The sequence below is a fragment of the Nitrobacter sp. CN101 genome (assembly GCF_055390255.1).
The window spans coordinates 2,634,093-2,647,469 of sequence record NZ_AP038833.1 but is presented as its reverse complement, the minus strand read 5'-3'; the positions used below and the strand labels follow the sequence as shown (position 1 = coordinate 2,647,469).

Sequence of the window (13,377 nt, the reverse complement as noted above, 5' to 3'; positions counted from 1 at the left end):
AGCTCCGGTCGCGCGGAACGCCCACCAGGACCGATCTTATCCCGCCGCTACGCGCAGTCGTTGCCCTTCCAGCGCCGTGTTTCCGGCCATCAACCGTTCCGCCTGAACAACCGCGAGCGTGAGGACGAGGATCGCAACCCCCTGATGCACCAGCGCGAGCGGGATCGGAACCTCGTGCAGGAGGGTCAGGATACCAAGCGTCGCCTGTAGCGTCATTGCTGCGGCGAGCCAAAGCGCACCGCGAACGACGGCGGAATTTGCCCGCGACACGAGCGCATCAATCAGATGAAAAACAGCAATCGCAAACAGCGTATAGGCCATCATGCGATGCTCGAACTGCACCGTGAGCGTATTGTCGAACAGATTGCGCCACCACGGTTGTTCGAAAAACAGCCGCGCGGAGGACGGAATGAACGATCCGTCGATGTCGGGCCAGGTGTTGAAGACCTTGCCGGCGCGCAGTCCGGCGACCAGCGCCCCGAAATAAAGCTGCACAAAAACGAGCACCAGCAGTATGCCGCTGGTCACGCGCAACCGCATCGGCGACAGCAACGATGGACGATCCGACAATCGCCGCACGGTCCAGACGATGGCCGCGAAAATCAGCAGAGCCAGCACCAGATGCGTCGCGAGACGATACTGCGAAACCTCGATGCGCTTAGTGAGGCCGGACGCAACCATCCACCAGCCAACCGCGCCCTGAAGTCCGCCGAGACCGAAAATGATCCAGAGCCGCCGCTTCAGATCCGACGGCAGCGCGCCGCGCCACATGAACCAGAGAAACGGCAGCAGGAACGCGATACCTATAAAGCGTCCTAGCAGACGATGGCTCCACTCCCACCAGAAGATCGTCTTGAACTGATCGAGCGTCATGCCCGCGTTCATCTCGCTATACTGCGGTATCTGCTTGTAGCCCTCGAAAGCCTGGGCCCATTCCTCCTGCGAGAGCGGAGGCAGCGTGCCGGTCACGGGCTTCCATTCGACGATCGAGAGACCGGATTCGGTCAGCCGCGTCGCGCCTCCGACCAACACCATCGTGGCAATCAGCAGCGCAATGAACACAAGCCACCCGCGCACGGCGCGCAGATGGAATTCCTTTTTTGCGATCGGACGGGTCATCAAAAAAGCCACAGTTGAAGGTATTTTTCGTGCCCTTTATAGTCCACCGCAGCCCCGGCGCAAGCCTCGTCCCGGTCACGAGTTGCACTTTAAGGTATGCGGATACGCACCCGGAAATTCCTCGGCACGATTGCTTTGCTCGTGCTGGTCGTCGTCTGGTCGCTGCTGGGCATGGCGGTTGCGCAAATGCCGTGGCTCGCGGCATCCGGTCTCTACCAGGCGATCTTCTATGTTGTCGCCGGACTCGGCTGGGTCTTGCCGGCTATGCCTATCGTGAGTTGGATGGCGAAACCCGACGCGTGAAGCGTCTCACGGTCACCTCCCCGGCGGCAAGCGCAAGCCCACAGTCCGGGTCTTCGATCCGTCGCCTTCGACGCGAATGCCTTCGGGAACCGCCTTCTCGTCGCTCGCATATGGTCATTACTCTTTATTGACACCTCTTGTGCGAAAGTCCGCCCAGACCAAAAGCTAACAAAAAATTGATAACAGGCTCGGCAATGACCATGGCGGCTCTGATCGAAAGTCCGACCGCGAAGTCACAGTCACGATCAGGCGAACGGCGTATCGCGCATCTCGAAATCCTCCAGGATCTACGCGAAGCCGAGCCGATCTGGCGTAATCTCGAGGTGTCGCAGTTTTCGACGCCCTATCAGCGATTCGACTTCCTGTCTGTCTGGCAGCAACACGTCGGAACCGACGAGCAACTTCTGCCCAGCATTATCGTCGCCTTCGACGCTCAGCGACAACCACTCCTGCTGCTCCCGCTCGTATTGGGCACGGAAAGTGGCGTTCGTGTCGCACGGTTCATGGGCGGCAAGCACACGACTTTCAACATGGCGCTCTGGCAGCGGGATTTCGCGGCCTCCGCCACGCGTGCGGATCTCGACGCGCTGGTTCGAGGAATCGGCGAGCTTCCAATCAGAATCGACGTGCTGGCATTCACGCGGCAGCCGCGGCACTGGCGCGATCTGCAAAATCCAATGGCGCTCTTGCCGAGCCAGCCCTCTGTCAACGGCTGTCCGTTGACAACATTTACGCCGGGAGCGCCGCCGTCGGCACGCATCAGCAACTCATTTCGACGCCGGCTCAAAGGCAAGGAACGCAAGCTCGAAACACTGCCCGGCTATCGCTATTGTATGGCGTCGACGGACACCGAGATTAAACGGATCTGTGATGCGTTCTTCGCAATCAAGCCGCTGCGAATGGCCGCGCAGAAGCTTCCGAACGTGTTCGCCGAGACGGGCGTCGAGAGCTTCCTGCGTGCGGCTTGCCTGACACCGCTGACGGATGGCGGGCGCGCCATCGAGGTCCATGGCCTCGAATGCGATGCCGAGGTGATCGCGATCTTCGCTGGCGTCGCAGACGGACACCGCTTCTCGATGATGTTCAACACCTACACGATGTCGGAAAGCGCCCGCTACAGTCCCGGCCTGATCCTGATGCGCGATATCATCGATCATTATGCTGGGCGCGGCTACACCTCGCTCGACCTCGGAATCGGATCGGACGACTACAAGCGCCTGTTCTGCAAAAGCGACGAGCCAATCTTCGACAGCTACCTGCCGCTCACCACACGCGGCAGAATGGCTGCCATTGGCATGTCTTCGCTGGCCCGTGCCAAACGCTTCGTGAAGCAGACGCCGGCGCTGAAGCGGTCGGCCGAGATGTTGCGTGGGATAATGCACCGCTGACCCTCCCCGCGCCGGCGACCGATCAAGCCGCCTCGCGAGGGCCGAGTTGAGTGTCCGAGCGTAGTGATGCCGGATCAAGCATCGTCACTGTCGCAAAACCGATAGCCTTGAGTTGGCTACTCATCCGCATCCGCGCATCCGCGTTCATCGACGGGTCGGGAACGACGATGGCGCGCGCCTGCTCCGTCAGGAGTTTCGCCGGGAGGTCAGTGGCAGTGCCCACGACGAGCAGCACGTGATCGTAGACGCCCAATAGAGCATCGAGCGCAATTGCGAGGCGCGGCGACTGCAGCAGCGAGCGATCGGCATCAGAACGCCCCGCGCCGACAAGATGGAGCGGCGAGAGCCGGTCGCGGGTGATCACCTGTCCGAAAGACGTCTCACCCAGCATCAGGTCAGCCAATCCAGGCGCCGCCGGATCGACCGAAGTCGCCGTCAACGCCGACGATGACGGAGAAAGGTCGACCAGGACCACCTTGGCACTATTGGTCAACAGGCGCGCGAGCGCGAGCGCCGCGAGCATGATGCTCTCGTTCTGGCCGGTACCCATAACCGTGATTCTGTGCGCCGCTTCGCCTGCCGCTCGCAGGTCATTCGCGAGATGATCGATCTCCGCCAGGTCCGCTGCCGGCGCGGGATCAACGCGGAACTCGCGTATCCCCGGCGCAGCAGGCAACGCTAGGCCGGAGTTAGCTGCTGCCAAATTCCGCGGCGAAGTGATGCGCAGCAGCTCGCCAGTCGCGATAGTGCCGGCGGCCAGCATCAGGGTCGCCAGCGTGGCGATCAGGACGATTGGCAGCTTCTTCGGGTAAGCCGGCGTGTTTGAGACGATGGCCCGCGAGATAACGCGGCCATCGGACGGTGCCGCATCGATGTTTTCTCGCGTGGTAGCTTCGCGGTATTTTGCGAGATACGATTCCAGCAGGTCACGCTGCGCCTTGGCTTCGCGCTCCAAAGCACGCAGCTTTACATCGTCCCCGTTGGAAGACGTCGCCAGCTTCTTCAACTGATCGAGACTAGCGCTGAGACTCTCGACCCGGCCGCTGGCAATGCGGGCGTCGTTTTCCAGCGACCGCGAGATCTTGTCCGCCTCCTCGCGCAACTGACGATCGAGATCCGCAAGCTGGGCCTTCAGTTCCCTGATCCGCGGATGCCGGTCGAGCAGGGTCGACGACTGCTCTGCCAGTTGCGCGCGCAGCGTCACGCGCTGTTCCGAAAGGCGGCGGATCAGTTCCGAATTGAGAACTTCCGAGGCTTCGATCGATTTGCCGGTCTGAAGCATCCCGCGGATCAGTCGCGATTTCGATTCCGCGTCGGACTTCAGCGCACGCGCGTTGTTCAGTTGGGTATTGATCTCACCCAGTTGCTGGTTCGACAGCGAGGTGTTGTTGGTGCCGATGAAAAGGCTGGATTTAGACCGGAACTCCTCCACCCGCGACTCGGCGTCGGCGACCTTCTTGCGCAAATTGTCGATTTCGCCGGACAACCATTGACCTGCAGCCTTCGCCTGCTCCTGACGCGCGCTCAGTTGCAAGACGAGATATCCGTCCGCGATGGAATTCGCGATGCGGGCTGCGAGCTCCGGATCATGCGATTGGAATTCAATGACGATCACGCGGGATTTATCGACGGCGTAGGCGGTCAGTCGATCGTAGTAGGCTTCCAGCACGCGCTCTTCCGGTGTCATCCGAAGCGGGTCGCGGCCGATTCCGAACAGCGCAAGCAGCGACTTGATCGGCGACACGCCGCGCAATACCGGGTCGAATTCCGGATTCTCCGCGAGCTTGTTCTTTTTAATGACCTCGCGGGCAAGATCGCGTGACAGCACCAGTTGCACCTGGCTGGCGACAGCTTCCGGATCGAGCGCGTTGCGCTCTTCGTTACGCTCCCCGGTCGGGCGTAAAAAAACGTTCTCACGTCCATCGATCAGGATGCGGGCTTCGGACTTGTATCTGGGTGTGATCAGATTGACGATGAGGAGCGAAAGCGCGAAGGCGAGAAGCGTTGGGATGATGATCAAGCGTTTTTTGCGCAGCAGCACCCGCCAGATCGAGCGCAGATCGAGGTCACCGGACTCCGGATTCGGCACGGTTTCGGACGCCGCCGGACCTGACGAAGATATCGCCCCGGATTTAGTCTCCAGATCCGACATCGTGTTCTTGACAGCACGCCAGAACGCAAACCGCATTGCTTACTCCCGCTGGACGCTTAGAGCGCTTTCGGGTGAATCTGACACTCGCCCACTGAACCGGAGGCAAATGTTGGAGCCTTGAATAGGACCACTCAGCCGAACGGGACGATTACAGTCGATTATAGTTTCTGCCGAGTTAACCCCGCCTGCCAAGCGGGTTCCACCGGGTGCGTCCTGACGCCTTCGATTACGGTTTGTTAACCACAAAAGCCTTTAGTGGATTTGGATATTTCATGGATGCCCGATGCGAAACGAGCGCGCCGTCACTCTGTGCCTGCTAACCGCGCTGGCGTTGTCGGGATGCATGCAGCAGCCGACGGCGATGGTCCGTCCGCATAACGCTCTCGATGCGCTGGCCTATGGAGGACGGATCGCGTCCGCGCCGCCGCCCGTTGTGCACGATCCCGCCTACCGGCTCGATGCCGGCGACCGGCTGCGCATCGTGGTCTATGGCCAGGAGGGCCTCACCAACACCTATCTGGTCGGTGCCGGCGGCAGCATCACCATGCCGCTGATCGGCGCCGTCACCGCGCGCGGCCGTACGCCGGCTGAACTGTCCGCCGCCATCGCCGCACGGCTGCGCAACGGCTACATCCGCCAGCCTTACGTCGCCGCCGAGGTCGAGGCCTACCGGCCGTTCTTCATTCTCGGCGAGGTGGCGGCTCCCGGCCAGTATCCGTTCGTGCCCAACATGACGGTCGAAAGCGCCGTCGCCATCGCCGGCGGCTTCTCGCCCCGCGCCAAACGCGATCTCGTCACCGTCACCCACACCGATGCCCGCGGAACCGCCCGCATCATCGTCCCCACCGCCGCGCCGCTCAGCCCCGGCGACACCGTCCTCGTCGACGAACGCTGGTTCTGAGGCATGACGGAGCCACCCGATCGACCGCTCCGCATCCTTCATGCCGTTCGCGCGCCGGTGGGCGGGATCATTCGGCATATTCTCGATGTCGCAAACGGACAGGCCGATCGCGGACATCTCGTCGGCATCGTCGCCGACAGCCTCACCGGCGGCGAGCGCGCAGCTGCAGCTTTCGCAGAGATCGCCCCGCGAATGAAACTCGGTATCCACCGTATTCCGATCCGCCGGAACCCCCATCCTAGCGACCTGTTTGCGTGGATGCAGTTCGCCACGCTGGTGCGGAAGTTGAAGCCGAATGTCCTCCACGGACACGGCGCCAAGGCCGGCGCCTTCGTTCGGCTTAAGGGCTCATCGAAAGACACAATCCGCGTCTACACACCGCACGGCGGGTCCCTGCACTTCCCATCGACGACAATGAAGGGAATGTTTTACAGCCGCCTCGAACGCGCGCTGATGAACCGCACCGACCTGTTTCTGTTCGAGAGCGCATTCGCGCGGAATACCTATCAGCGGATCGTCGGCATCCCGGCCGGACTGGTGAAATGCGTCTTCAACGGCGTAACGTCCGGCGAATTTGAACCCGTTATGCTAGCCGACGATGCGACCGATATTGTCTATGTCGGCGAGTTCAGACATATCAAGGGTGCGGACCTACTGATCGACGCGGTGGCGTATTTGCGGGAAAGCGGTAGACGCCTCACGCTCACGCTCGCAGGCGACGGCGAGGAAACAGGGGCGCTGAAAGCCCAGGTCGAGCGCCTCAATCTTGGAGAGGCGGTTCGCTTCATTGGACACGTCAAGGCTCGCTACGGATTCTCGAAAGGCCGATTGCTGATCGTGCCGTCGCGCGGCGACTCCATGCCATACGTCGTGATCGAAGCAGCGGCAGCGGGTATTCCCATGATCGCGGCGAACGTCGGCGGCATCCCGGAAATTTTCGACTCGTACACCGACGCACTGTTCCCCCCCAGCGTCGTCACCGCCTTGGCGGATGCCATAGAGGCCGCATTGAATGACCCTGCGGCCGCCGCCGCGCGCGCAACATCGTTACGCGAGCGCATCCTCATGCATTTCTCACAAAATGCGATGGTCGAGGGCGTTATGGCAGGTTACCGTGAGACGTTTGCGAGACGTTAACCATTTCTGAAATGCCGGGAGTTGCGCGAAACCAAATCTTCCCGATTTAGTCCTTAAGTCACTCTGAAAACGCTTGCTGGTGTACGGCGTGATGTGGACTTGAGGACATGAATCTTTTCAACGCTCGCTCGAGGATTGATTCAGCAGCGAGCAGCGGCTTTGGAATACCTGTGGAGCGGCGGCGAAGGCTGTCACCGGCGGCGCTTGCCGTCACCAATCAAAAGGTACGGCCGGCCTATTCGCCCGTCATCATCACCGGCATCGTTCGTGCCGCAGACTTCTTGCTGCTGAGCCTGATCGGCATCGCGCTCTACCTCGGATACGTAGCTCGCATCGACGGTTTTAGCTGGAGCTTCATCGCATCAATCCTCGCCATATCCGCCACCGCGGTCGTGTGTTTCCAGGCTGCGGACATCTACGACATCCAGATTTTTCGTAGCCAGTTGCGGCAGATGACGCGGATGAGTTCGTCCTGGGCGTTCGTTTTCCTGTTGTTCATTTGCGTCTCGTTCTTCGTCAAGCTCGGCAACTCCGTCTCGCGCCTCTGGCTGGTCGCATTTTTCCTTGTCGGTCTGACCGGACTCATTGCCGGGCGGCTTCTGCTGCGTACCATGATCCGCCGCTGGGCACGCGACGGCCGACTGGAACGCCGCACCGTTATCATCGGCGCGGACATAAACGGAGAAAATCTGATCAACGCATTGCGAGCGCAGGAAGACTCCGACATCGAGATTCTGGGCGTGTTCGATGACCGTAACGACTCGCGCGCGCTCGACACCTGTGCCGGTAGTCCCAAGCTCGGCAAGGTCGACGACGTGCTTGAATTCGCGCGGCGTACCCGGCTTGATCTCGTGCTGTTCGCGCTCCCGATCTCGGCGGAAACGCGGATCCTCGCGATGTTGAAGAAGCTGTGGGTGCTCCCGGTTGATATCAGATTATCAGCACATACAAACCAACTGCGCTTTCGCCCCCGCGCCTATTCCTTTCTCGGCGCGATTCCGATGCTTGACGTCTTCGAGGCCCCGATCACCGACTGGGATATGGTGATGAAATGGCTGTTCGATAGGCTCATCGGCGGTTTCATTTTGCTACTCACCTCGCCGGTGATGGTGCTGGTCGCACTCGCGATCAAGCTGGATAGTCCCGGCCCTGTGCTCTTTCGTCAGAAACGCTTCGGCTTCAACAACGAAAGAATCGAAGTCCTCAAATTCCGCTCGTTGTTTCACGATCAGGCCGATCCCATGGCAACAAAGGTCGTGACCAAGAACGACAGTCGTGTCACCCGGGTCGGGCGATTCATCCGCAAAACAAGCCTGGACGAATTGCCGCAACTCTTCAACGTCGTCTTCAAGGGTAACCTCTCCCTTGTTGGACCACGTCCCCATGCCGTACAGGGCAAATTGCAGACGCGGCTGTTCGATGAGGCCGTTGACGGCTATTTCGCGCGTCACCGCGTGAAGCCGGGCATCACGGGATGGGCGCAGATCAATGGCTGGCGCGGCGAGATCGACAATGAGGAAAAAATCCAGAAGCGTGTCGAGTTTGACCTCTACTACATCGAGAACTGGTCGGTTCTGCTCGATCTTTATATCCTGTTCAAGACGCCGCTGGCGCTGTTGAAATCCGAAAACGCTTATTGATCCGGTCTGGTGCGTTGAGTCTGCGAAAGTGTAATGGCGTATCCTGCAGCAGTTGACAGTTGGCTCCGGTCATCAACGCAAGCGCCGGGCGTTGCCGCCCTCCAACGCGCGCTGTTGTGGGCAGTGGGAGCTGGCGGCGCGATGGCGGTGACGGTCATCTTCTTCGCGCTGGTTTTCTCGGAAGATACCGAGGCGCGGCTTGACCTGATGCGGCGTGGCCTGATCGTCGGCGCGATTGTCGCGTCGGTAGCTGGTGTCGCGGGCTATTTTCATCTGGTGCCGGGCGAACATGACGTGCTGACCCTTTATGGTCGCGCGCGAGGTACCTTCAAGGATCCGAACGTGCTGTCCGCGTTCCTGATCTTGCCGGCATTGTTCGTGCTGCAAAGCGTCGTCTCGGATCGGTTCGGAAAGGCTGCTCGCAGCGCGATTGCACTCGGGATCATTAGTCTTGCGTTGCTGTTGGCCTTTTCACGCGCTGCCTGGGGCCAGTTCGTGCTCACGTCGGCTGTGATGCTGGTCCTGATGTTCCTGACCAGCCCGTCAAGAAAACAGCGGTCGCGGCTGGTTGTGACCGCGGTGATCGCAGCCGCTGCGATTGCGCTGCTGCTGGCAATTCTGCTGTCCCTCGATTCGGTCGAAAGCCTGTTCAAGGAACGTGCGAGTTTCGACCAGAGCTACGACGAGGGTCGTTTTGGCCGCTTCGGCCGGCACATTCTCGGCTTCCAGATGGCGCTGGACCTACCGCTCGGAATCGGCCCGCTGCAGTTCACACGGTTCTTTCCGGAAGACACCCACAACTCGTATCTGAACGCTTTCATGTCGGGTGGGTGGATCTCCGGAATTTGCTATCCGGTGTTGATCTTCATCACCGTCATCTTGGGCTTTCGATACATTTTCGTCCGGGTTCCCTGGCAACGCACTTATCTTGCCGTCTTCACGGCATTTCTGGGAACCGTCGGCGAGAGCTTTGTGATCGACACCGATCACTGGCGCCATTTCTGGCTGATGCTCGGCATGATGTGGGGCATGTTCGCGGCAACCCACCAGTACATGGCCGACGACCGGCAGCCTTCCCTTCGACAGGCGCTGCAATAAGCGCACCGGAGCCGTACGATCGGAAATCTCCGACACGGGTTCGGGCTTTGCCGGCCGCTCCGCTCCCGTCCAGCCTAGCCACCACATAAAATGTGGTGTTATCCTTGGTCAGGTAACGTCACACTGGAGGTAATCCATGTCGTATGTCGTTGCGCTCACCTTCATTCATACGGCTATCAGTCTCATCGCGCTGTTCCTAGGAATTCCGACCATTCTCAATCTGTTCGACGGTCGGCGGACATCGACTTGGACGAATTGGTTCATCATCACCGCGGTTCTAACCACCGTTACGGGTTTCATGTTCCCGTTCAGCGTTGTCACACCGGCGTTCGCCACAGGCATCGTTGCCGCGATTATCCTCGCTGCGCTTCTCCTCGCACGTTTCGTCTTTCATTATCGAGGCGGATGGCGCTGGGTGTATGCGGCGGCGATGGTACTATCGGTCTACCTACTTGCCTTCGTCGGAGTGGTGCAGGCGTTCCTCAAGATACCATTCGTCAACGCCTACGCACCGACGCAAACGGAGCCTGCTTTCCTTGCCGCGCAGGCGGGTGTGCTGCTGTTCTTTGGCATTGTCACGGTGCTTGCCGTGATCCGCTTCAAGGCCGTCGTTGAGGACGCGCTGGTTTGAAAACCTGATCCAGACGCCACCGGAAACCCTGGCGCGGTCATCATGGTGTTGGTCGAAAAGGCTGGGTTCGCTTACTGACTCAAACTGTTTTATGTGTTCGCGAGCAGGACTTTGTTGCTGGTTTTCGGTCCTACGCTCTGCGACCACAAAATTTGTGGCTCGGAGCGTCCCGAGTGCCAGAGCGATGTGAGGTTACGGCTCGACCGCGAACGTCAGCCCCGCACGGTCGACGAGCCGTTTAATCAAGGCCTCCTTCATCGCAGCACCCGGCGTCCAAAAGCCGCCGGCGATGTCCGCTGCGTCGCTTCGCAGACAGATTGCGCATTCCGCGATCATCTTGGAAGTCGATCCGTAGCCGGGATCGCGATCACCGGTCACGACCGCCTTCAATTGCCGCCCGTCGGAGCCGATGCCGAGGAAGAGAAGATCGTAATGGCCGCTCTCGCGTTCATCCTTCGACGGTCCCTCGCCCGGTTTGGGGCCACCCTGCGCGCCGAGTTTGTTGTTGGCGGCAATGATGGCTTTTGCGGTCGCCTCGCCGGTCTCCTTCGGCCCCGCGACCACCATTTCGTCGTAGACGAAATCCTTGCCGTACGGGAACCCGAGCAGGAAATTCGACCGATGCACGTTGCGGGTGTTGATGTTGGCCATCACGAACGGCGCCACCCACACCCCCAGATCCTCATCGAACAACGGCTTGTTACCCGGCGGCTGCTTCGGCCCCTCAAACCCTGGCGTCAGCACGAAAGGATCGCGCAGTTTCGGCAACAGACTTGGATCGTTGGCAGCCGCGGCGAAGATCGCCTTCATGCTCGCCGCGGTACCGCCGGAAAACGTGCCCTTCATCTTACGTACGCGGCCCTTGACGCGCGCGACGCTCGATCCGAACCTCTGCTTTGCAGCCTGCTGAAGAAAGAACACGCCGAGTTCGAACGGCAGCGAATCGTACCCGCAGGAGAACACAATCCGCGCACCGCTCCTGCGCGTCTCCGCCTCGTGCGCGTCGATCATCTGCCGCATCCAGATCGGCTCGCCGCAGAGGTCAAGATAGTCTGTGCCGCTCGCCGCGCAGGCGGCGACGAGACCGGAGCCGTAGAGCTGATAAGGTCCGACTGTACTCAGCACCGAGGCCGTCCGGCCAGCCATGGTCCTGAGCGACGCGGGATTTTCGGCGTCCGCGGCGATCAGCGGGAGATCGCGGGGCGCGCCGATGGCTTCGCGTACCGACGCCAGCTTGTCGAGGTCGCGTCCCGCGATGGCCCACTTCAGATCGCTACCGCCATATTTGGCAGCAAGGTATTCCGCGACGAGCCGGCCGGTGAACCCGCTTGCGCCGTAGACAATGATATCGAACTCCGCTGACGACGATGTCATGGCCTTCCCGAAAATGTCCTGCTTAAAGCATGATTCTAAAGGGTGAAAACCGGATTCGGCTAAGATCATGCTCGATATAGCGGTTCGAACGAAAGCCTGTCTTCAAGTGTAACCCGAGGACGATGCCGATTCGCGTGAAGAAAACGCTATAAATGGTGGTCGGAGCGAGAGGATTTGAACCTCCGACCCCTAGTCTCCCAGTTATAAAGTACCATTTTTATAGCCATTCCTACCGTTGGATAATGCAGGAGAACTATCGATAAATACAACGCTATCTAACCAATGTCCACTTGTCTTTTTTTGTGTCAAGGTCAATATTCTGGCTACATAGTGGCTATAAATTCGGTGACGCATGGCGCGGCTGAAGATTACGGCAGAATCCGTTTCTGCGCTCATGAAGTCGGTTAAACCGAACCGCACTACGTTCTATTTCGACGACAGCCTAGCCGGATTCGGGCTCTACCGCACCACCACCGGAACTGGGACGTATTTCGCCGAATTCCGACCCGTGGCGGGCGGCAGCAAAAAGCGACTGAAACTCGGCCGCGTTGGAACTCTTAGGGCCAGCGAGGCTCGGGAGGCGGCCCGCAAAGCGATTGCAAACGCCGCGTTGGGAAAAGATCTGGCCCAAAGCCGGAGCGACGAACGGGGGAGCCTGACGGTTGAAGAATTAGTCGCAAAGTACATCCAGACGAGGACCAAGGCTTCCACCGCCAACCTCTACCGGATGCTCCTGAAGAAGCACATCAAGCCGCGGCTGGGATCGACGAGAGCCGTGTTGCTGACGCGGCCCGACGTTAACCGCGCACATTCGCTCATTTCGCAAGACGCTCCCGTGAGCGCTAATCGAGCCATTAAGCTGATCTCGGCGGCCTATGGATGGGGCGCGCAGAATGGCCCACCCGATAAGAAGGGCGAAACCTATGTGCCGGAAAGCACGAACCCGGCGGCAAGGATCGATCTCAACAAGGAGGAAGAGCGCAAGCGCTATCTGACCGCCGCCGAACTACTCGCAATCGGCAACGCTATGATCGAGGCTGAGACCGTTGGCCTGCCAGTAGATGCCGGTGGCGCCAAGCACGCGCCCAAAGGGCAGTTGATCGTCATGTCGCCATACGCCACCGCGGCGATAAGGCTCCTCATGCTGACCGGCGCCAGACTGCGCGAGATCCTGCACTTGCGCTGGGACGAGGTTGATCTGGATCGCGGTGTGTTGCGTTTGCCCAACTCCAAGACCGGCGCAAAGGACATATATTTGCCGACCGCGGCCATAGATATCATCAAGGGTCTAACTCGCCTTGGCGCTTACGTCATTGCCGGCGAAAGCGCCGGCACGAAAAAAGAGAAGCCGCGTGCAGATTTGAAACGGCCATGGGCTGCAATATGCAAGCGAGCAGGCGTTAGCGGTGTCAGAGTCCATGACCTTAGGCATACGTTCGCGTCTGTCGGCGTTGGTGGTAGTCTCGGGCTGCCAATCATAGGCGCCCTCCTCGGCCACGCTGATCCCAGCACTACGAAACGCTACGCGCATCTAGCGGACGAAGCGGCTCGCCGCGCCGCTGAGGCAATCGGATCGGAAATAGCAAAGGCTATCGGTGGGAAGTAAACTGGCACGCTGCGTTGCCGAGGCCGCG

At 60.0% G+C, this 13,377-nt stretch carries 11 protein-coding genes; 8 read left to right on the top strand and 3 right to left on the bottom strand.

Annotated elements, in window-relative coordinates; all coding sequences use genetic code 11:
• Nucleotides 1–36: 36 nt before the first annotated feature.
• A complete protein-coding gene (locus tag ACZ5IL_RS13380) occupies nucleotides 37–1,119 on the bottom strand; it encodes a COX15/CtaA family protein (protein ID WP_464592123.1) in 1,083 nt (360 codons plus the stop codon).
• A 96-nt stretch (nucleotides 1,120–1,215) separates the two neighbouring features.
• Between ACZ5IL_RS13380 and ACZ5IL_RS13375 the strand changes: the two genes are divergently transcribed.
• Together ACZ5IL_RS13375 and ACZ5IL_RS13370 are read left to right on the top strand one after the other, a co-directional pair.
• Entirely contained in the window at nucleotides 1,216–1,422 is a 207-nt protein-coding gene (locus ACZ5IL_RS13375; RefSeq protein ID WP_079446371.1) for a DUF2842 domain-containing protein, read from the top strand.
• A gap of 194 nt (nucleotides 1,423–1,616) precedes the next feature.
• Nucleotides 1,617–2,810: a GNAT family N-acetyltransferase gene (locus ACZ5IL_RS13370; RefSeq protein ID WP_464592120.1), complete on the top strand. Its 1,194-nt coding sequence runs from the start codon at nucleotides 1,617–1,619 to the stop codon at nucleotides 2,808–2,810.
• Nucleotides 2,811–2,832: 22 nt separating this feature from the next.
• Here ACZ5IL_RS13370 and ACZ5IL_RS13365 read toward each other — a convergent pair whose 3' ends face one another.
• Nucleotides 2,833–4,998 carry a GumC family protein gene (locus ACZ5IL_RS13365; RefSeq protein ID WP_464592118.1) on the bottom strand — a complete coding sequence of 722 codons (2,166 nt, stop codon included), beginning with the start codon at nucleotides 4,996–4,998 and terminating at the stop codon, nucleotides 2,833–2,835.
• Nucleotides 4,999–5,245: 247 nt separating this feature from the next.
• On the opposite strand from ACZ5IL_RS13365, the gene ACZ5IL_RS13360 reads away from it, so the two are divergent.
• From ACZ5IL_RS13360 to ACZ5IL_RS13340, 5 genes are all read left to right on the top strand, one after another.
• Nucleotides 5,246–5,863 carry a polysaccharide biosynthesis/export family protein gene (locus ACZ5IL_RS13360; RefSeq protein ID WP_464592117.1) on the top strand — a complete coding sequence of 206 codons (618 nt, stop codon included), beginning with the start codon at nucleotides 5,246–5,248 and terminating at the stop codon, nucleotides 5,861–5,863.
• Between the two features lie 3 nt (nucleotides 5,864–5,866).
• Nucleotides 5,867–7,000 carry a glycosyltransferase gene (locus tag ACZ5IL_RS13355; RefSeq protein ID WP_464592115.1) on the top strand — a complete coding sequence of 378 codons (1,134 nt, stop codon included), beginning with the start codon at nucleotides 5,867–5,869 and terminating at the stop codon, nucleotides 6,998–7,000.
• Nucleotides 7,001–7,107: 107 nt separating this feature from the next.
• A complete protein-coding gene (locus ACZ5IL_RS13350; RefSeq protein ID WP_464592113.1) occupies nucleotides 7,108–8,640 on the top strand; it encodes an undecaprenyl-phosphate glucose phosphotransferase in 1,533 nt (510 codons plus the stop codon).
• A 33-nt stretch (nucleotides 8,641–8,673) separates the two neighbouring features.
• Complete coding sequence (locus tag ACZ5IL_RS13345) at nucleotides 8,674–9,738, top strand: O-antigen ligase family protein (RefSeq protein ID WP_464592111.1); 1,065 nt, start codon at nucleotides 8,674–8,676, stop codon at nucleotides 9,736–9,738.
• Between the two features lie 136 nt (nucleotides 9,739–9,874).
• On the top strand, nucleotides 9,875–10,369 hold the full coding sequence (locus ACZ5IL_RS13340; RefSeq protein ID WP_464592109.1) for a hypothetical protein: 495 nt from the start codon (nucleotides 9,875–9,877) through the stop codon (nucleotides 10,367–10,369).
• Between the two features lie 192 nt (nucleotides 10,370–10,561).
• Here the strand turns inward: ACZ5IL_RS13340 and ACZ5IL_RS13335 are convergent, their stop codons facing one another.
• The gene (locus ACZ5IL_RS13335) at nucleotides 10,562–11,743 is read right to left on the bottom strand and encodes a saccharopine dehydrogenase family protein (RefSeq protein ID WP_464592107.1); all 1,182 of its coding nucleotides are present in this window, start codon (nucleotides 11,741–11,743) and stop codon (nucleotides 10,562–10,564) included.
• Nucleotides 11,744–12,095: 352 nt separating this feature from the next.
• On the opposite strand from ACZ5IL_RS13335, the gene ACZ5IL_RS13330 reads away from it, so the two are divergent.
• A complete protein-coding gene (locus ACZ5IL_RS13330) occupies nucleotides 12,096–13,349 on the top strand; it encodes a tyrosine-type recombinase/integrase (protein WP_464592106.1) in 1,254 nt (417 codons plus the stop codon).
• Nucleotides 13,350–13,377: the final 28 nt, after the last annotated feature.